This is a genomic window from Longimicrobium sp. (assembly GCF_036399935.1).
Lineage (GTDB): Bacteria > Gemmatimonadota > Gemmatimonadetes > Longimicrobiales > Longimicrobiaceae > Longimicrobium.
On record NZ_DASWMD010000035.1, the window covers coordinates 168,551 to 187,376 of the forward strand.

General features: G+C 74.3%; 17 protein-coding genes. 4 read left to right on the forward strand and 13 right to left on the reverse strand.

What is annotated here, in order from left to right; all coding sequences use genetic code 11:
* Positions 1 to 24: 24 nt before the first annotated feature.
* Positions 25 to 1,158 carry a sialidase family protein gene (locus VGB24_RS12315; RefSeq protein ID WP_331073243.1) on the reverse strand — a complete coding sequence of 378 codons (1,134 nt, stop codon included), beginning with the start codon at positions 1,156 to 1,158 and terminating at the stop codon, positions 25 to 27.
* A 203-nt stretch (positions 1,159 to 1,361) separates the two neighbouring features.
* Here VGB24_RS12315 and VGB24_RS12320 point away from each other — a divergent pair, with 203 nt between their 5' ends.
* The 4 genes from VGB24_RS12320 to VGB24_RS12335 all read left to right on the forward strand — a co-directional run bounded on the left by VGB24_RS12320 (position 1,362) and on the right by VGB24_RS12335 (position 6,724).
* Positions 1,362 to 1,757, forward strand: a complete 396-nt coding sequence (locus VGB24_RS12320; protein ID WP_331073244.1) for a BlaI/MecI/CopY family transcriptional regulator — start codon at positions 1,362 to 1,364, stop codon at positions 1,755 to 1,757.
* Positions 1,754 to 3,703, forward strand: a complete 1,950-nt coding sequence (locus VGB24_RS12325; protein ID WP_331073245.1) for a M56 family metallopeptidase — start codon at positions 1,754 to 1,756, stop codon at positions 3,701 to 3,703. Before VGB24_RS12320 ends, VGB24_RS12325 begins: the two co-directional genes overlap by 4 nt.
* A gap of 136 nt (positions 3,704 to 3,839) precedes the next feature.
* Complete coding sequence (locus tag VGB24_RS12330) at positions 3,840 to 5,279, forward strand: pitrilysin family protein (RefSeq protein WP_331073246.1); 1,440 nt, start codon at positions 3,840 to 3,842, stop codon at positions 5,277 to 5,279.
* Positions 5,276 to 6,724 (forward strand): pitrilysin family protein, encoded by a 1,449-nt coding sequence (locus VGB24_RS12335; RefSeq protein ID WP_331073247.1) that lies wholly within the window; start codon positions 5,276 to 5,278, stop codon positions 6,722 to 6,724. Before VGB24_RS12330 ends, VGB24_RS12335 begins: the two co-directional genes overlap by 4 nt.
* A 70-nt stretch (positions 6,725 to 6,794) precedes the next feature.
* On the opposite strand, the gene VGB24_RS12340 is transcribed toward VGB24_RS12335, so the two are convergent.
* From VGB24_RS12340 to VGB24_RS12395, 12 genes are all read right to left on the reverse strand, one after another.
* On the reverse strand, positions 6,795 to 7,568 hold the full coding sequence (locus VGB24_RS12340; protein WP_331073248.1) for a LytTR family DNA-binding domain-containing protein: 774 nt from the start codon (positions 7,566 to 7,568) through the stop codon (positions 6,795 to 6,797).
* A gap of 14 nt (positions 7,569 to 7,582) precedes the next feature.
* Positions 7,583 to 8,758, reverse strand: a complete 1,176-nt coding sequence (locus VGB24_RS12345) for a sensor histidine kinase (RefSeq protein WP_331073249.1) — start codon at positions 8,756 to 8,758, stop codon at positions 7,583 to 7,585.
* The gene (locus tag VGB24_RS12350) at positions 8,755 to 9,927 is read right to left on the reverse strand and encodes a S41 family peptidase (protein ID WP_331073250.1); all 1,173 of its coding nucleotides are present in this window, start codon (positions 9,925 to 9,927) and stop codon (positions 8,755 to 8,757) included. Before VGB24_RS12350 ends, VGB24_RS12345 begins: the two co-directional genes overlap by 4 nt.
* A gap of 479 nt (positions 9,928 to 10,406) precedes the next feature.
* Positions 10,407 to 11,735: a S41 family peptidase gene (locus tag VGB24_RS12355; protein ID WP_331073251.1), complete on the reverse strand. Its 1,329-nt coding sequence runs from the start codon at positions 11,733 to 11,735 to the stop codon at positions 10,407 to 10,409.
* A gap of 17 nt (positions 11,736 to 11,752) precedes the next feature.
* A complete protein-coding gene (locus VGB24_RS12360) occupies positions 11,753 to 12,640 on the reverse strand; it encodes a hypothetical protein (RefSeq protein WP_331073252.1) in 888 nt (295 codons plus the stop codon).
* Complete coding sequence (locus VGB24_RS12365) at positions 12,637 to 13,521, reverse strand: ABC transporter ATP-binding protein (protein WP_331073253.1); 885 nt, start codon at positions 13,519 to 13,521, stop codon at positions 12,637 to 12,639. Before VGB24_RS12365 ends, VGB24_RS12360 begins: the two co-directional genes overlap by 4 nt.
* A gap of 44 nt (positions 13,522 to 13,565) precedes the next feature.
* Complete coding sequence (locus VGB24_RS12370; protein WP_331073254.1) at positions 13,566 to 13,997, reverse strand: GntR family transcriptional regulator; 432 nt, start codon at positions 13,995 to 13,997, stop codon at positions 13,566 to 13,568.
* 142 nt (positions 13,998 to 14,139) lie between these two features.
* Entirely contained in the window at positions 14,140 to 15,918 is a 1,779-nt protein-coding gene (locus VGB24_RS12375) for an alpha/beta fold hydrolase (protein WP_331073255.1), read from the reverse strand.
* 74 nt (positions 15,919 to 15,992) lie between these two features.
* On the reverse strand, positions 15,993 to 16,619 hold the full coding sequence (locus tag VGB24_RS12380; protein ID WP_331073256.1) for a TetR/AcrR family transcriptional regulator: 627 nt from the start codon (positions 16,617 to 16,619) through the stop codon (positions 15,993 to 15,995).
* A gap of 60 nt (positions 16,620 to 16,679) precedes the next feature.
* Positions 16,680 to 16,856: a hypothetical protein gene (locus VGB24_RS12385; protein ID WP_331073257.1), complete on the reverse strand. Its 177-nt coding sequence runs from the start codon at positions 16,854 to 16,856 to the stop codon at positions 16,680 to 16,682.
* Positions 16,857 to 16,986: 130 nt separating this feature from the next.
* Entirely contained in the window at positions 16,987 to 18,546 is a 1,560-nt protein-coding gene (locus tag VGB24_RS12390; protein ID WP_331073258.1) for a M56 family metallopeptidase, read from the reverse strand.
* Positions 18,543 to 18,826 (reverse strand): BlaI/MecI/CopY family transcriptional regulator (locus VGB24_RS12395; protein WP_331073259.1); only part of this gene is annotated, 284 nt, incomplete at its 5' end. The genes VGB24_RS12390 and VGB24_RS12395, both read right to left, overlap by 4 nt.

Consider the following 18,826-nt stretch of genomic DNA (forward strand, 5'->3'; position numbering starts at 1 on the left):
GGCGTGGTCATCTGCCCGCGGAGCTCACCGGGGAGCGAGGGAGCAGGGAAGGGGGTCGCAGTGCTGCTCGACGCCCACCCCCAGGTACATCACGTCCGGCCGTCCGGGAGCAAAGGCGATCTCGCTGACGTCGTGATAGGCGTTGTGCGTCAGCGTGTGGGTCCCGGTACGCGCGTCGACGCGGATGATGTCCGTCCCGTAGTTCCGGAAGCTGGAGCTGAAGACGAAGTACAGCACCAGCGGATCGCGCGGATGCGCGGCCATCACGGGGCCGTTGATGATGTTGACCGCGCCGCCGGGGGTTTCCGAAAGAACGGGGGTGAAGGTCTGGCCGCGGTCGCGCGAAAGGTAGATGTGCCGGCCCTCGGTCCCGTGCAGGTCCCGCTCGGCGAGGTCGAGGCCCGCGGCCCACACGGTCCGTGGATCCACGGGTGAAACCACGAGCTTGAAGACGTTCTGGATGCGCTGCGGCGTGCTGGACGAGAGATGCGCGCGCGACCAGGTCTTGCCGCCATTCCCGGTTCTCCACGCCCCCGTATGGGGCGTGCCGGCGAAGGCGACGTTCCAGTCGGCCGGGTCGAAGGCCACCGAGAACACCCAGTCGGCCTGCACCGGCGTGCCGACGCTCTTCCACGTCGCGCCGCCATCGTTGGATTCGAAGATCTGCCCCGTCTCGCCCGCCACGCGGATGCTTTCGGGATGGCCCGCGCGAACGGCCAGCCCCCGTACGCGGGGAACGGGCGAGCTCACCACCTGCACCGCGCCGTCCGCCGGTACGCGGTACAGGCCGCCCGGCCCGTCGCCGTAGCCGTACGCCAGCGTGGGCGAGGCGGCGACGAGCGCCACGTACGCGCCCGGCACGGTGCCGGCCTGGGTCCAGGTGCACCCCGCGTCCGTAGACCTCAGGATCGTCCCCGCGTGGGCGGCGAGCAGGGTGGAGCTGCTGAGCGCGACCAGCCCCCGCGTGTACTTCACACCCGCCAGCAGGCCGTTCGTCGCCGTGAGGCTGGCTCCCTCGTCGGTGGTGAACGTGACGCCGCCGGTTCCCGTCACCTGCGTGCAGGCCGGCGGGCCCAGGTCTTCCGGGCCCGCGATCCGGTCCTGCTGGCACGCGGCAACGCTCACGATCATCCCGGCCGTGACGATTCCTTTTTTCATCGCGCCCCCCCAGGTTCAGGGTAGTCCGCCAGACTACCCGCGGTATGTGGACGGCTAGAAACGCCCGAAGGGGAAGGACTCGGACAGGCGCTCCAACGGGGCCGGCAGCCGTGTCCCCTTGACAGGGGTCCGGGGCGTGGTGACATTAGGACACGGCATCGTACGATGCGGTTCGTACTTATCTCCCGCACCCGCCGGGCCCCATGAAACACCCATCGCCGCCCGCGCTTCCCACGGACGCCGAGCTCGGAATCCTGCAGGTGCTGTGGGCAGGGGGTCCGCAAACGGTGCGCGACGTGTACGACGTGCTCGCCGGGCGCCGCCCGGTGGGCTACACCACCGTGCTGAAGCTGCTGCAGATCATGCACGGAAAGCGGCTGGTGACCCGCGATGAGTCTGCCCGGTCGCACCTGTATGCCGCGGCCGTCGGCGAGGACCAGGTGCAGCGGCTGCTGATCGCCGACCTGGCGCAGCGCGCCTTCGGCGGCTCGGCGGCGCGGCTCGCCGTACGCGCCCTGTCGGCCGAGCCCGCGCGCCCGGAGGAGATCGAGCGCATCCGCGAGCTGCTGCGCGGCCCGGACCCGGAGGAGATCTCGTGAGCCCCGCCGCCTGGACCGCGCAGCCCTGGGTGGAAGGAATCGGCTGGGCGCTGCTGCACTCGCTCTGGCAGGGCGCGCTGGTCGCGATGGCGGCGGGGCTGGCGCTGGCGGCTGCGCGCGACACTCCGAGGTGGCGCCATCGGGTGGCGGGCGCGGGGCTGGCCCTGATGCTCGTGGCGGTGGCGGCGACCGCCGTGCACGAGGGGGGGCGCGCCGCGGAACGGGCGCGGGAGCTGAACGCGGCCGGCGGGTCCATCCGGGCCCCGGGCCCGGATGGCTTCCGGGCGAGTGGCGCGGCGTCGCCGCACCCGGCCGGGGCGACGGCCCGGCCGGCCGCGAGGCGCGCACCCTCACGTTTGCACGAGCTGGAGCGGCTCCTGGACGGCGCGCTCCCGGCGCTGGTGGCGGCATGGCTCTGCGGCGTGCTGCTGCTGAGCATCCGCCTGGCGGCGGCCTGGCGGGCCACGCGGCGGATGCGAACGGCGGGCGTTCTTCCCCTTCCCTCCGCGTGGGCGGCCCGGGTCGCGCGGATCGGCCGGGCGATGCGGGTGTCCGCCCCGGTGCGGGTGCTTCAGAGCATGGCGGTGGACGTGCCGATGGTCATCGGGGCGCTCAAGCCGGTGGTGCTGGTCCCGGCGTCGCTCCTGACGGGGATGCCGGTGGGGCAGCTGGAGCTGTTGATCGCCCACGAGCTCGCCCACGTGCGGCGCCACGACTACCTGCTGAACCTGCTGCAGTCCTTCGCCGAGGTCGTTCTCTTTCACCACCCCGTCACCTGGTGGCTTTCCCGCGAAATGCGCGAGGCGCGCGAGCAGTGCTGCGACGACATGGCCATCCAGGCGTTGGGAAGCCCCCGGGCGTACGTCGAGGCGCTGGTCGCGCTGGAGGCGAGCCGCACTCCGCGGCTGCTGGCGGCGGCGGCGTCCGGGGGGAGCCTGCTGAGGCGGGCCGAACGGCTGCTGCGCCCGGGGTGCCCGGCCGGGGGCCGGCCCAGCCTGGGCGTGCCGGCCGCCGGTTTCGCGTTCATGGCTGCCGCGGCAGGGCTGATCGTGCTTTCGGGCCGGGTGCGGGAGGCGAGCGCGGGGGCTCCCGCGGCACCGTCGGGCCCTCCGTGGGCCCTCGCGGCATCCCCGCCCGGGGCTCCGCCGTCCTCCCCGCGGGGTGCCGGCGCGTCCGCGCCCCGCCCCGCGCCGCCGCAAACGGCCGGGGGGGATGCTCTCGTCCCACCCGCGGCCGGGGCGGCGGCGGACGGGCCCGTGTGGCTGTCGTTCGCCACCCGCGCGGGGGCATGCGGCACCCCCTCGCTGCTGGTGCTGCGCGCCAGCGACAGGAACGTGGCCGTCCGGGGGAGCCGCATGGACGTGGGATACTCGGACCGCCCCGTGCACAACTGGAACGCGGTTCCGTCCTGCGTGGACGGGCCGCTGCGGGTGCGGCTGGACCTCGCCGGCGGCCGGCTGGTAGCCCTTTCCGCGTCGGTCCGGGACGCCTCCGACCCGGCGGCTGGTGGAGGGGACGCAGGGACGGCGGACCCCGGCCAGGCCGCGGAGTACCTGGTTTCGCTGGCCCGCGAGGCGCCGGCCGAGGTATCCGCCCGGGCCATCGCGGCGGCGGCGATGGCGGCCGGCCCGGCGCCGGTTTCCGCCCTTCTCTCCCTGGCACGGGACCCTGGGGCCAGCGCCCAGAGCCGCGTCTTCGCGCTTCGCTGGCTGGGACACTTGGCGGACGCGTCGGCCGTCCCGGTCTTCGAGCGCCTGGCCCGCGGCTCCGCGGCTGCGGCCGGCGTCGCCCGCGCCGCCGCCGAAGCGCTTGGCGCACTCCCCGCCGGGGCGGGGAGCGCCGCCCTGCTGCGCCTCGCCGACGACGCTCCCGACCCCCGCATCCGGGATGCGGCGCGCGCGGAATGGGCCCGCCAGCAGGCCCGCCTCGCGGCATTCAGCCCATGAGCTGACCCGGGAGCGGCCCCGCTCCCCCCCCCGACTACGGTCTCCCTTGCCACCTGTTCCACGTTCGCGGCAGGCGCCCCCGGCGCCTGCCCGGGGCGCGCTCGCCCCAGGATCGCCGCCGTCACCGGAGGAAGCGATGAGATCACCGCATTGCGGGTTGAACCGATGGAGCCGCCCGGCAACGGCCGCCGCCGCGGCGACGCTCCTGTCCTTTGCTCCCGCGACGGCCGGGGCCCAGCCGGGACCGCCCATGGGCGGGGCGGACGGGCTGCACGTGGAGTTCATGGAGGATTCCCTCCCCAACGGGCTCCGCGTCCTGTACCACGTAGACCGCTCCACCCCGGCCGTGGCCGTGAACGTGTGGTACAGGGTGGGCGCGCGCGACGAAGAACCGGGACGGACGGGGTTCGCCCACCTGTTCGAGCACGTGATGTTCAAGGGGAGCCGCAACGTGGCCGACGGCGAGCACTGGGGGCTGCTGGAACGCGCCGGCGCCCGGGGCGGCGCCGACGTGAACGGGACCACCGGCCACGAGCGGACGAACTACTTCCAGACCGTGCCGTCGAACCAGCTCGGGCTGGCGCTGTGGCTGGAGGCGGACCGCATGGGCACGCTGCTGGAGACGCTGACCCAGGAGAAGCTCGACAACCAGCGCGAGGTGGTGAAGAACGAGCGCCGCCAGGGCACCGAGAGCGATCCCTACGGCACCTGGTACGAGCTGATGCTGGCGCGGGTCTTTCCGGAGGGGCATCCGTACCACCACAGCACCATCGGCTCGATGGACGACCTCTCGGCCGCCTCGCTCGACGACGTCCGGCGCTTCTTCCGCAGCTACTACACCCCCGACAACGCCGTGCTGGCCATCGCCGGCGACTTCGACGTGGCGGAAGCCCGGAGGCTGGTGGCGCGGTACTTCGGACCGATCCCCCGCGGGGGCGGCAGGCCCGCGCTGCCGCCGATGTCGCTTCCCATCCCCATCGGCCGTGCCCAGCGGATGACCGTGCCGGTGACGCGGACTCGCGCCCCGGCCGTTTTCGCGGGGTTCCGGGTGCCGGCGCAGGCCGACCCCCTGGGACCCGCGGCCGTCCTCCTTTCCATGGTCCTGGGCGAGGGCGAGGCCAGCCCGCTGTACGACCGGCTGGTGCGCGGGGGAGAGAGGGCGGTGAGCGCCTCGGCGTGGAACATCTGGATGGTGGACGGGGCCGACCTGGCCACCTTTTCGGCGACGGGCGCTCCCGGCGCGAACGCCGATTCGCTGGCGAGGGCGCTGGAGGAGGTGATTCCCACGCTCGCGGCCGCCATCACCCAGCAGCGGCTGGACGCTGTCCGGGCGGGGCTGCGCTTCCAGTTTCTGAACGGGCTGCAGAGCCTGGGCGGGTTCGGCGGCCGCTCCGACCGCCTGGCCGAAGGGTACGTGTACCACGGAAACGCCAACTGGGTCAACGAGCGGATGCGGGGGTTCGACGCGGTCACGGTCGAGCAGCTGCGCCGGGCCGCCGGCGAGTGGCTGGTGCCGGAAAACCGCGTCACCCTCGTTTTCGACCCGGCCGCGCCCGCCGCCGGAGGTGAACGGTGAGCGCGTGGAGCGGTGTGTCGGCCGCGGTGTGCGCCGCGGTGCTCGCGGCGGTGCCGCCCCTCGCGGCGCAGGACCCGGTGCCCCCGCCGGCGGGGCCCATGCGGCCGTTCCAGGCGCCGCGCCCGGCGACGTTCACGCTGGCCAACGGCGTCCGCGTCGTGGTGGTGGAACGCGGGCCCATCCCCATCGTTTCCGTCGCGGTGCTGGTGGAGGCGGGAACAACGTACGAGCCGGCGCGGCAGGCCGGCCTGGCGACACTCGCCGCCACGCTCCTTCGCGAGGGAACGGTGCAGGTACCCGGCCCGGAGCTGGCCCGCTCGCTGGGCGAGCTGGGGAGCGAGTGGGCGACCTTCGCCGGGCTCACCCACGCCGGAGTGACGCTCAGCACGGTGCCGTCGCGCCTTCCCGATGCGCTGAAGCTCGTGGCGGCGGCGCTGCGGTCGCCGGCGTTCCCCGCCGACGCGGTGGAGCGGCGCCGGGGCGAGGCGCTCGCGGGGCTGGAGCAGCGGACGGGCGACGCCAGGGTGGTGGGGTTCGACCTGCTCACGCGCTCCCTCTTCGGCGCCGGGGACCCCAACGGCCGGCCCCTCGCGGGAACGCGCCCGGGGGTGCAGGCCCTCACGCGTGACGACGTCGTGCGGTGGCACCGGGAGCACTACGCCCCGGCCCGCACCACGCTGGTGGTGGTGGGGCCGGTGGCGCCCGGCCGCGCCCGGGCGCTCGCCGAAGCGGCGTTCGGCTCCTGGCGGGCCCAGCCCGCCCCGCCCCGGCCCGCGGCGCCGCCGCGGGCCGGTCCCGGCGCCGCTCCGCGGGTGATCCTGGTAGACCGGCCGGGCGCCACGCAGACCGGGATCGTGGTGGGAAGGGCGACGGTTCCCGCGACCGATCCCCTCTACTTTCCCCTCCTGGTGGCCAACCGGGTGCTGGGGGTGGGAACCAGCTCGCGGCTCAGCCGCAACCTTCGCGAGCGAAGGGGCTTCACCTACGGCGTGCAGAGCTACGTCGAGCCGCGGCGCGGCGTGGGAGTGCTGAGCATCGAGGGGCTGGTGCGGGCCGACGCCACCGACTCGGCGCTGGTGGAGATCTCGAAGGAGCTGCGCCGCCTGGCCGGCGGCGACGTCACGGCCGACGAGGTCGGCGGGGCGGTGAGCGGGCTGGTGGGCAGCTTTCCCACCTCCATCGCCACCGTCCAGGCACTGCGCACGCGCGTGACGAACCTCGTTCAGTGGGAGGCGCCGCTCGACTTCTACGCCGGTTACCGCGAGCGCCTGGCGGCGGTGACGGCGCCGCGGGTGAACGCGGCCGCGGCGCGGCTGTTCGACCCCGGAGGGATGACGTGGGTGGTGGTGGGAGACCTGCGCACCATTGAGGCACCCATCCGGGCCCTGAACCTGGGGACGGTGGAAGTCTGGCATGCGGAAGGAGTTCCGCGCGCGACGCCGTGATGCCGTCCGCGCGTCGGAATGCCTCGTGCGCTACCGCCCCCCGTACCGCCTCGGCAACCCGAGCGACGCGCTAGCGCGTCATCGGGATGCGCGCGCGGAGGGCGGGGCGGTAGCCGCGGCTGCACGCCAGGCGCTTTCCATCGGCGAGGATCACCCAGAGCTCGTCGCCGCCGACCGGCTCGATCGCCGCGATCCGGGCGACGTTCACCAGCGTCGAGCGGTGGATGCGCACGAAGCGCCGCGTGTCGAGCACCTGCCGCTCCAGGTGGCGCAGGGTCTGTCGGAGAACGACGGTGCGCGCGCCCAGGTGGAGAACGCACTCGTTCCCGTCGGCCGCGATCCAGTCGATGTCGTCCACGCGCACCACCACGAACCGGGCGCCCACCTTCACCGCGATGACGTCGGGCGGACCGCCCTCGCGGCGCGCCAGGTAGTCCACGAAGGCCCGCATGCGCGGATCGTCCTCGGCGCCCGGCTGCCGCCGCTGGTGCAGCTGCCGCCTCGCGCGCTCCACCGCCAGGATGAGGCGGTCGTCCTCGAAGGGCTTGAGGATGTAGTCCAGGGCGCAAGCCTCGAACGCGCGCACGGCGTACTCCTCGAACGCGGTTACGAAGATCACCAGCGGGATCGAGCCGGCGCCGAGCGCCTTGACGACGCCCAGCCCGGTGAGGCCGGGCATCTGCATGTCGAGGATGAGCAGGTCGGGGCACGCCACCGCGACGGCCGCCAGTGCCTCGGAGCCCGTGGCGCACTCGCCGGCCACGGCAACCCCTGGCATGCCGTCGAGCACTCGCCGTATGCGGGCGCGGGCCGCCACTTCGTCGTCGACGATGAGGACGCGCATCGGCGCGGGGCCGCTCACGGCGCGGCCCCCGCGGCGGGTGCGCCGCCGCCGGCGCCCTCCCGGTAGGGGAGCCGGATCGCCACCCGCGTCTCCCCCGGCGCACCGTGAACCACGGTGAGGTCCCATCGTCCGGGATGCAGCTCCCGCAGGCGGGCGCGCGCGTTGCCGAGTCCCACCCCGAACCCGTGTTCCCCCGCGCCGCCCGCTTGCGGCGGCGGCGCGGCGCCGGCGGCCGCGGCGTTGCGCACGCTCAGCACGAGCTCGTCGCCGGCCCGCGCGGCGCCGATCTCCAGCTCGCCGCCCCCCGCGAGCTCCAGGCCGTGGCGAAGCGCGTTTTCCACCAGCGGCTGCAGGATCAGGTGCGGCACCAGGCCGTCCCCGGCCTCCTCGTCCACCGCCCACGTGACGGCCAGCCGGTCGCGAAAGCGGATCGACTCGATCTCCAGGTAGGCGCGCAGGTGGTCCATCTCCCGCTCCAGCGTCACCTGCTGGCTTTCCACCGTCTCCAAGGTCAGCCGCAGGTACTCGCTTACCCTCACCAGCATGCGGTTGGCCAGCGGGACGTCGTGGTGCATGAGCGAGGAGACGGTGTTCAGCGCGTTGAACAGGAAGTGCGGGTTGAGCTGCATCTTCAGCGCCTGCAGGCGCGCCTGCGCGAGCTGGGCGGCGAGCGCGGACGCGGCGCTCTCGGAGCGGGCGCGGGCGACCTCGGCGGTGCGCCGCCGGGCGGAGAAGTGGTAGGCGTGCATCGCGCCCACCAGCGCCCAGTAGTTGAGGAGCCGGAAGTCCAGCCCGTCCAGCAGGAAGGCGCGGAAGTCTCCGGGAACGAAGTAGCGCGTGGCCGTGCGCATGGCCGCGAACGCGCCCGCCTGCGCCGTGACGACCGCCAGCGACAGCCCTGCGTGCACCACCAGCCGCTCCATTCGGCGGCCGCGCTCCAGCGGGTATCGCTCGGTGCTCCACCAGCTCACCGCCGTGGCGCCGAGCCCCACGCCCCAGACGGCCAGCGCCAGCAGCACGCAGCGCACCACCAGCGCGCCGGTGGCGCTCCCCGGCGAAGCCAGGAAGTACTGGGTGCCGTGGAACGCGCCATAGCACAGCCAGCCGCCGATGCTCGCGCGAACCAGCCAGGCCGGCGGGCGGCGGACCCCGGCGGCTGGCGGCGCGTCCGCGCGGCCCCCGAGCGTCACCGCTGGCCGCCCAGCAGCGCGAAGGCCCGCTCCAGCGCGGGGTCCCGCCGCGCGCACACGGCCTCGCGGGTGAGCGGCTCCGCCACGTCGGGAACGGTGACACGGTCGATGGCGGACCTGCCGTCGGGGCCCCAGGCGGCGTGCGTGGGCAGGAACAGCGACCAGCCGCCGCCGAGCGGCACCTGCTCCCCGCCCAGCAGGCGCCCGGCGGTGGGCGCGCCCACCAGCGTCGCGGCGCGCCGGAACTGCATGTAGGCCGCGAACCCTTCCGCGGCGCTCACGGTGTACTCGTTGGTGAGCACCGCGACGGGTGCCGTGTAGCGGCGCGCGCCGACGTCCTCGGTGAACACCGCGACCGCGCCGCGATGCCGCAGCATCGCCACGAACACCGACCGGTCGGTGTAGGTGCGCCGCACGCGCGGCAGCGCCGCCGGGTCGATCCGGTCGGGAGCCCCCCCGTAGCGCCGGAGCGCGGACCTCATCAGGAGGGCGGCGACCATGTTCGATCCTTCGGTGAAGTAGCTCGCCAGCCGCACGAACGAGGTGTTGCCGCCGGGGTTGTCGCGGACGTCGATCACCAGCCCGTGCGTACCGGCAAGCCCCGCCATGGCGGAGTCGGCCTGCGCCGCCGTTCCGTCGAAGAAGTTGGGCACGCGAAGGTAGCCGATCCGCCTGTCCGGGGCCATCTCGACCACGAACCACGTGGGGCCCGCGGCCGGCCGCGTCGGGGTGATCCTCTCGCGCCGCACCGCCGCCTGGCGCTGCTCGCCGCCGCAGCTCTCCCAGCGCAGGGAAACGCTGTCGCCCAGCGGACCGCGGCTGGCGCGGAGCGGCGTCAGCAGCACGTCGCCCACCCGCACCCCGCGCCGGTATGCGTCGCTCAGGGGAGACGCCACGACCACCACCTCGCGGCCGTCCACCATCCGCGTACCGATGGCGGGCCCGTACGAGGCGGCGAGCGGCGGCCGGGTGAGCTCCAGGTGCGACACGGGCAGCTCACGCAGCATCTGCGTCATCAGGCCGTGAAAGGCCGTGTCGCTGGAGATGGCCGCGACGCGCGGCCGGTAGCGTTCCCCCGCCGCGCGCCAGTCGACCCCGGCAAAATCCGGGTCGTAGAAGCGGCTGTCGATCGTGGACCAGATGCGCTCGAAGAGTTCCGCGTACCCCATGGGCCGGCCCGGTGGGGGTCCGGGAAGGGAGGGGCTGCCGGGGGCTGTGACGGCAGACGGAAGGCACCCGTGCAGCAGCAGGGCCGTGGCGGCGGCCAGGAGCCGCACGCGGGCCGGGAACGGGGAAGAGGGCATTGGAATCGAATGGGAGGAGCGCTGAAGGCGTGCGGAACTCCCCCGCGGCCGCGCGGAACTCCCGCTGAACGCCGGAAAGATGCGTCTCCGTCCGGGGGGCGTTGCCGGATATCGCGGCGAGTGGCGGGCCGGAGGATGCGGACGCCCCCGGACCGTGTGTGAGTGCCCTTGACGGGTTCTCCCCGTGGTCCTGCGCCTCCCCCACGGGTGGGCGGCCCACGACGAGCCTGCCCACGCAAACGCGGCGCACGCCGGATCGGCCCGGCGCGCGGTGGTGTGCCGCCCTGCATGCCCACACCGGTTTCAGCCGCTGCCGAGTGCGCCGCCACGGCCGCCAGCCCTGCCTACCGCCGTGATCCCGCGGCCGCCTGGATGACCGCGAACGCGGCCTCCATCTGCGGGTCGCGCCCGGCCAGCAGCGCTTCGCGGGTGAGCGGCACTTCCACGTCGGGCACCACCCCGCGCCCCTCGATCACGACACCCGACGGCGTGAGCACCTCGCCGTAGGCATACTGGAACATGCCCCCGGTGGGCAGCTTCATGAGTGTTGCGTCCAGGTCGCGCCCCATGCTGCGCTCGCCCACCACCGTCACCCGCCGCATCTCCTGCAGCCCGGCGGCGAACTGCTCGGCGGCCGAGCCGCTGCCCCCGTCCAGCAGCAGGACGACGGGCCCGCGGAAGCCGGGCCCGTCCGGCTGCACGTGGAACACCTCGCGCCCGTTCCGCTTTCGGGTGATGATGAACGGCATCCGGCGCTCGGCGAGCAGGTTCGCCACGCCGCGGCCCATGCTGTCCTGGCCTCCCGGGTTGCCCCGGAGGTCGATGATGAGCCCCGGCGCGTCGCGCATGGAGCGGATCGCGCGCACCACCTGTGGCCGCAGCGACTGCAGAAACGATGAGAACCGCACGTACCCGGCTCCGCCGGCAAGACGCCGCGCCTCCACCTCGCCGTACTGCGGCGGGATGCCGGGCACCCGGATGCCGAACAGGGTAATCCGGCGGAAGCGTCCCATTCGGGGCGCGCGCGCGAAGGTCACGCTGCGCGCCGGACCGGCGGCGCCCCGGTACGCGAGGCGCACGGGCGAACCGATCGGCCCCTCCAGCGCGGCCGGTACCGCCGCGGGCACCTCCCCGCGCGGGGGCGGGGCCGAGCTCGCGGCCCCGGCCCGGGCGACGGGCACCCCGTCGATGCTGTCGATGATGAACCCCAGGCGGATCCCGGCCCGCTCGGCCGCGCCGCCGGGGTCCAGCCGCGTGACGACCGCCTCGCCGTCCAGCAGGCGGAGCCGGAGCCCGGCGTCGCCCGTGGCGCGCAGCGGCCGCGCCCAGGCCTCGCGAACCGCCGCCGGCCCCACTACGGCAAAGTGCGACAGGCGCAGCTCGCGCACCATCTCGTGCAGCACCCGGTGGTACTCGGCCGGGTCGGATGCCGCCAGCGCGCGCGGCAGGTAGCGCTCGCGCACCCCGCCCCAGTCGCGCTCCGCGAGCAGGGCGCGGTCCCAGAAGGTGTCGTCCACCTTCTTCCACACGATGTCGAAGGCCGCTCGCCGCAGTGCCAGTGGAACGGTATCCGGCGCGGCCGGGTGGCCGGCCGGCGGTGGGGCCGTGGCGCATGCCGCCGCCATCAGGCACGCGAGCGCGAGGATGAGCCGTGTACGGTGCAGGAGTTTCATGGTGTTCGGGATCCGGATCAGGGTGAAGGCGGGCCGCGGCGGCCGCGAAGCGGAGGGAGCGCCTGGTCAGGGAGAGCCCGCCAGCGGCGGGGGTGCGTAGAGCCGGGTGCCCGCCGCTCACGGCGGGGCGTGGCCGCGGCGGCGACCAGTAGCAGGGAGGACGCGAGCCAGAGAAGCATCGCCAGGGCCCAGCGCCCGGGATCGCCCGCCAGGCGCGGCGTCCCGCCGGCCCCCGTAACGTCGAAGCCGCCGCCGAGCGCGGCCCAGAGACCGGCACGCCCCTGGAACACCCCGGCGAGGAGCGCCGAGGCTCGCGCGAACCCGCCGCGCTGCAGCGCGGCGACCGCCGCCGCCCAGACAGCGAGTCCGAGCGCAAGCCACGCAAGGGGGCGCCGGACGCGCAGGGCGAGGGCGCTGGTGAGCAGGTAGCCGGTGAGCGAACCGGTCAGGTAGACGATCGCCAGCCACGGGAGCAGCAGGCCCCGCCCCTCCGCCCCGCTCGCTGCCGCCAGGAACAGGACCAGCGCGGCCACCCCCGGAAGGAGCCATGCGGCGCCGGCGGCCACGCGCAGCAGCTCGTGGGTCCCCTGGTCCACCGGCAGCACCCGGTGCGCGTCGCGAGAGCGCGGCCGCTCGCCGCGCCAGACGAGGCTCCCCCAGAGCATGGACGCCAGCAGCACGGGGGGATACGCCAGCAGCACAGCCATTCCTCGCGCCGGGTGGACGCCGTCGTCCCAGCGAAAGCGCACGCCCGGGAGCGCCGGCAGCACGGCGGCCAGCAGGCCGCCCAGCGCCAGCGCGGCGGCCAGCGGCACCCAGCGGCGGGTGGCCGCGAGCAGCACGAACTGGGCGGCGAACACCCGGGCGAGGGGTGGCGGGGCGGCGCGGCCGTGCGCCCCCCTCACCGCTCCTCCGCACCGGCCAGGAGCGCCAGGGCGGCTTCGTCCAGCCCCAGGGTGCCCACGTCGCGGACCACGGCGCCCGCGCGCTCGAGCCCCTGGCGGACGGCGGGCTCGTCGCCCCAGATGGTCCAGCGCCGCTCGCGCCCCGCGGCGCGGCGCGCCACCACCGCTCCGGCGGGCAGCGCCGCCCCCGGCCACGGCTCCGGCGCCTCGAAGCGGTACACGCGCAGGCGCTCGCGGAGGTCGTCGACCGGGAGCTGCGCGCGCAGGCGGCCCCCGTGCAGCACTCCCACGTGGTCCACCAGCCGCCCTGCCTCGTACACCGCGTCCGTCGCCAGCAGCAGGGTGACGTTCGTTTCACTCACGTGCTCGACCAGGAGATCGAAGGCCTGGGCGCGGGCCACCGGGTCCAGGGCCGCGGCGGGTTCGTCCCACACGAGCAGGGCGGGGCGGTGTGCAAGCGCGGCGGCCAGGTGCGCCAGGGTACGCCTTCCGGCGGAGAGGTCGCGCAGCCGCACGCCGGCGGAGAGGCCAAGGCGGTGAAGGCATCTCTCCGCGTAGGCGCCGTCCCAGGTGGGAAAATACGCCGCGTGGTGGCGCAGCAGCTCGCCCACGCGTAGCGCCAGGAGCCCCGCGGGGGTGCGGTCGGCAACGTACCCGGCCTGCGCTCTCACCGCGGGCCCGCCCTGCGGCAAGGGCTCTCCCAGCACCTGCACGGTTCCGGCGTCGGGGCGCACGAGCCCCAACACGGTGCGGAGCGCGGTGGTCTTCCCCGCGCCCTCCGCACCCACCAGGGCGTACGCGGCCCCCGCGGGGACGGCAAGGTCCAGCCCCGTGAGGGGAGTCCGGCCGCCGAGGCGCACGCGCACACCGTGCGTCTCCACGGCCAGCTCCTCCGAAGAATACAAAGCGAATCCAGGACCCCTCATCACCCCGCCGCGGCACCGGAGCCCCGGAGCGTGTGCTCCGCCGCCGCGCGCTCCGACTCCTCCGCCTCGCGCTGCAGCGCTTCGATGGCAGCGATCAGCTCGGCGGCGCCCGCTCCCATGCGATGCGCATCCCGGAGCGCGCGCTCCGCCACCGGGCGCAGCAGGGCCGCCCGCTTCCGCGGCCGGACGGCCGCGCCGGCGGCCAGGAAGGTGCCCTGCCCACGCCGGGTGTAGATGACGCCCTCGCGCTCGAGCTCGCGATAGGCCTGCTTCACCGTGTTGGGATTTACGCGGGTGCTCGTGGCGAGCTGGCGAACCGAGGGGAGTGCGTCGTCTGGGCGCAGCGCTCCCCCGGCGGCGGCGTGCCGTACGGCGTCCATGATCTGGACGTAGAGCGGCCGGGGGTCAGCGGGATCGATGGAGAGAAACACTTGGGAATCCCGTGCTGGTGGGTTAGCTGTCCAGCACAGTAGCCCGGAGGCCGTCCCCCGTCAAGCGCCGCGTGGGGTGAGCTCGCGGGCGATGTCGGCGGAAGGAGTGCCGCGCCGCTATCCAGGGCGGGCGGCCAGCTCCTCAGCGGCGGCGGACCCCGGTAAAATGGCGCTCCGTCGTCAGGACCTTGAGCGTGCCCCGGAGCGTGTCTCCGGCTGCCTGGGCCTGGATCTCGAACGGCACGATCCGCCGCCCCGACAGGAGCACCTGGCGGCCGACGATGCGTCCCGAGGCCCGGAGCTCACCGCGTCCATGGACCTCGGCGGCGAGCTCTCGCCCGTGCTGGGTGATGACGAGGTAGCCGTTCCGCGACGGGCCGCGGGCGGTTTGCCAGTACAGGTCCCACGTTCCCTGGACGTTTTCCGGCGTCGTGTCCCGTACCGCGGCCGCCGGCACCGAGGGCAGGGCAAACCGTGGCCGGCGTCCGCCGGCTGCGCAGGAGACATCGATCGCCCGCGCATCCGCAGCGTCGATGAAGGCGGCCGCCACGTGCCTCGCGCACTCCGGCATGCTGGGGACGTGGCCCACGGCGGCGAACACCACCTGGCGCCCGTTCGGAACGTGATCCAGAAGCGTCTCGCCCCAGTGAGGCGGGGTGACGGGGTCGATCTCTCCCGTAAGGATGAGCATGGGCGCGGAGGTCTGCAGCAGGGGGGCGGGCGGGGCGACCGCTCCCGGGAGCCATTCGGAGCAGGCGGCGGACAGGTTCCTCACCAGCGTGTCTCCCAGGAAGCCGCCCCCCGCGTTCCCCGTGCCGGCCGCGATGCGGGGGACGTCCTCGGTGCACACCACGGAAAGGTACATCCCCAGGGCAAGGCTCTGCGACGCCCCGTAGGCGGTGAGCAGGCCAGGGGCGACCCACGGAACCACGTCGCCCCCGGCAGCGGAGTGCACGGCCATGGGCAGGGCGGCGGCTCCCTCGGCGCTGTACAGCGAAAAGAGGAGCGCTCCCGCCAGGATCCCCGGTGTCACCGTGATGCTGTCGCCGTCCCTGGCTCCCCCCAGCGGAAGGCGGACGGGCCGGCTGCGGGCGCGGTCGAACGCGGCGCTCAGGTCGTCGCGCAGCGCCGGGTAGGCCGCGATGCAGAAGGCGTCTTCGTCGCAGGCCCGAAGCGTCAGGTCCAACGCCCGCTGGGCGTCTGCCGCCACGTGCAGGGGGAAGCGGGAGTCCGGCGTATGCAGCCCCCAAAGGGTGGCCGTGCGAACGCGTTCCGGGTAGCGCCGGGCGTATTCCAGGGCCACCCGCGTCCCATAGGAGACACCGAACAGGTTCAGGCGATCGTACGCGAGCGCCCGCCGTACCGCCTCGGCATCCATCACGGCATCGGCGGTGGCGTAGCGTGCGGGGTCGATCCCCCGTGCCAGGAGCCCCTCGCGGCAGGCGCGGAGCGCCGCGCGCGGAAAGTCACCCGTGAGCCATCCTCGCAGGGCCTCCTCCGTGCGGTTTAGCTCGCACCGCAGGGGGTGAGACCGTCCGGTGCCCCGCTGGTCGATGAGCACGAGGTCCCGGGTGGTGCCGGCCTGGCCGAGCTCATCCAGCGTTCCCGCCAGGCCATCGGAAGCGGCCTGGCCTGGCCCGCCCGTGAAGTAGAAGACCGGGTCCGGGTCCGGCGACGGTGCCTGCGACCGGATGACCACGACGTGCAACGAAAGGGTCGTGGCCCCGGGCAGTGCACGGTCCTGCGGGACAGCCACGGTGAAGCAGCGGAGCGCCGTTGCCGGGACACCTTCCGGGACCGGGAGCGAACAGGCGATCTCGGCCGCGGTGCCGGGCGTGGGTGCCGGCGCGCCGGCGGCGACCCGCTGCTGCCCGGATTCCGCGGCCGCCACGCACGACGAGAGAAGGATGCCGGGAAGCATCCGAACGAAGGGGAATCGGGCCGGCCAGCGCAGGCGAGCTTCGGCCGGACCACGGGTACCATGCGGCGTGGTGCTCATTGCGGCAACCCGAGGTACGTGATGACGGACCGGCTCAGTTCCCGGGCAAGCGTTGCGTCGTCGATCCGCCGGGGGACGGTCCAGGTGTCGGAGAAAAGGATCGTCTGCCGAAGCGTGGAGCCGATGAGAACGAGCGCGAACTCCACGGCGGCTTCGGGGTCCGGATGCCGGACGCTGCCGGGATGCGCCCGCAATGCCCCCGCGAACCGCTCGATCGTGGTGGCGTTCACCCGGCGCATGCGTTCCCGCAGCTCGCCGTCCTCCCGGGCCTGGGCCACCAGCGCGCGCAGGGCCCCGCGGTGGCGCCGGTACACCGTCACCGAGTCCTCCACGGCGGCCCGCAGGAACTCGCCGGGTGTCTCCTGGCCGGTCGCCAGGCTTGCGGTGCGTGCGTCCAGGACCTGCTCCACGGTTCGGTAGATCCGGTCCTCGAGCGTCTTCAGCAACGCCGCCTTGTTGGAGAAGCGTGCGTAGAACGCACCGACGGTGTAGCCCGCCCGGGAAGCAATTTCGGCCAGCGTCGCCGCGGAGAACTCCTTCTCGGCGAAGACCTCCTCCGCCGCCAGGAGGATCCGCTCCAATCCCTCGGAACTCCTGGCCTGCCGGGGTGCGCGAACCGTCATCGGGCCTCATGGGTTGAAATGATAGTATTGATTACTATTTATTCGCTCCCGTCCCGGTTGTCAAGGAAGTCGCACGCGAGAGATGCGTCCAGGGGCCGGTTCCGCGCTCTCGTGGCCTCGCGGCTCGAAGGAAACACGGACCTCGGTGGTGGAATCATCCACGACCGCGAGCTGGTAATCGAGCGCGGGCAGCTGCGCCGGCTGGGCAGGGCCGAGCAGGAGGGCCATCATGCTCACGGGATCTCCAGGCAACGTCGACCTGGCGACCGCTTGCGGGCTGTTCGCCCGGGCCGCGTAGCCGCTGGAGCCGGCACGAAGCCCCCGGCGCTTGCCTGCACCGGGGGCTCGTGACATCGCCAACGCGAGCTTACCGCCGGCTCGCTCCACCCTTGGTGGTCACGCGGATCACCCCGTTGGCGGCACGGGGGTCGTCGTACTGCCGGGTGGCCTCGCCGCCCTTGAGGATGTCGATGCGTTCGATGGCCTGCGGGTCCAGCGTGCGCAGCGCCGCGGCGGGCGACTGCACGCCGTCGATGAACACCAGGCCGTCGAAGCTGCCGCTGCGAACCACGACCTGGTCGCCCCCGGCCGATCCGCCCCCGCGGGGCACCCGGATCGTCCCCTGGCCCGCCGCCCCGGCGCCGCGCGGCACCCGGGTATGCGTGACGCCCGCCGACGCGGCCCCGGCGGTTTCCCTACGCGTGCTCAGCCGCCGCGATTCCGCGCCCTCCGCCACCGTGTAGATGTGCACCGTGCCTCCGCCGGCCGGGGCGGCACTCGCGGTGCCGGACGGCACCGGTGCCTTGGTCACCTCCATCCGCAGGATGCGGTCGGCGGAGATCGCGCGTGCCTCCTGGGGCGTCACCTGCGTGCCGTCGACGAAGAACCGGGTTTCGCCTTCGCTGGTGAGCGCGAGCCGCGACCCGCGCGCCTCGACGGCGGCCACGTCCATCTGTTCCAGCTCGGCGCTGGTGGGCAGCGGCGTCTCGCAGGCGGTGGCCAGGACGGCCACGGAAAGCACGCCCAGGAGGCTGGCGCGCAGGCGCGCGTAGCGGGGAAGTTTCGTGGTCATTGCGCGAAGTCTCCGTTCCAGGATGGAAGGCGAACCGGCGAGCGCCGGCGCACCCAGGGACAGTCCGGGCCCTCGCCCGGCAATGTCGATCAGCACCGCTCCGTATTCCTGCGGGCGCACGCCGTGCCGCAGCACGCGCGCGTCGCAGTCCAGCTCCACCGCCGCCCGCAGCCTGCGCAGCATCCACCAGGTGGCGGGGTTCCACGCCAGCGCCGCCGCCGCCACGCACCCCGCCAGCAGCACCAGCGGATCCCGGGCGCGCACGTGCTCGCGCTCGTGGATCACCACCAGCCGCTGCTCGCGCGGCGACGCGCCCAGCAGCCACGCGGGCACCACCACCTCCGGGCGCCGGATGCCCAGCACCGCCGGCCCCACCGCCGGCGCGACCCGTACCCGCTCGCCCGACAGCTCGGCGATGGGCCACCGCCGCCGCGCGCGCCGCGCGCGGAGCAGCGTGGCGCCGGTCAGCGCCAGCGTCACCGCCGAGAGCGCCAGCCACCCCCATCCCAGGGCGGGGCTGGCCGCACGCGCGGCCGCCCCGGCCTGGTCCAGGCGGTGGTCGAGCCCCGAGCGCAGCGCCCCCAGCGAGGCGGCCGCGCGCGCCATCGCCCCGCCGGTGGGGGCGCCGTCCTCCGTCGCCTCGACCGCCGCGGCCGAGCGGGCAGCCTGCAGCACCACGGGGGCACGGCTGCGCAGGGGAGCGGCGGCCATCACGGCCCCGGTGCCCAGCAGGGCGCCCAGCCACACGAAGCGCACGGCGCGTCCGCGCAGCCGGAGGACCTCTTCCAGCGTCCACGCCGCGGCAGCCACCAGCAGGCTCACCAGCAGCGCGTACAGCATCCACGAGCCGATCATGGTTCGTCCTCCAGCCGCTGGGCCAGCAGGCGGCGCATGCGTTCCAGCTCTTCGCGCCCGAGCTTTCCGTCGGATACGAACTGGGCGAACATTCGCTCCGCCGAGCCCTGGAACACGGCGTCGCGGATGCGGGCCATGGCGCTGCGCCCGGCGTTTTCCGGCGCCACGGTGGGGAAGTAGCGGTAGGCGCGCCCCTCTGCCTCGTGGCGCACGAACCTCTTCTCCTCCAGCGTCTGCAGCGCCGACAGGACCGAGGTGTAGGCCAGGTCCTCGCCCAGTT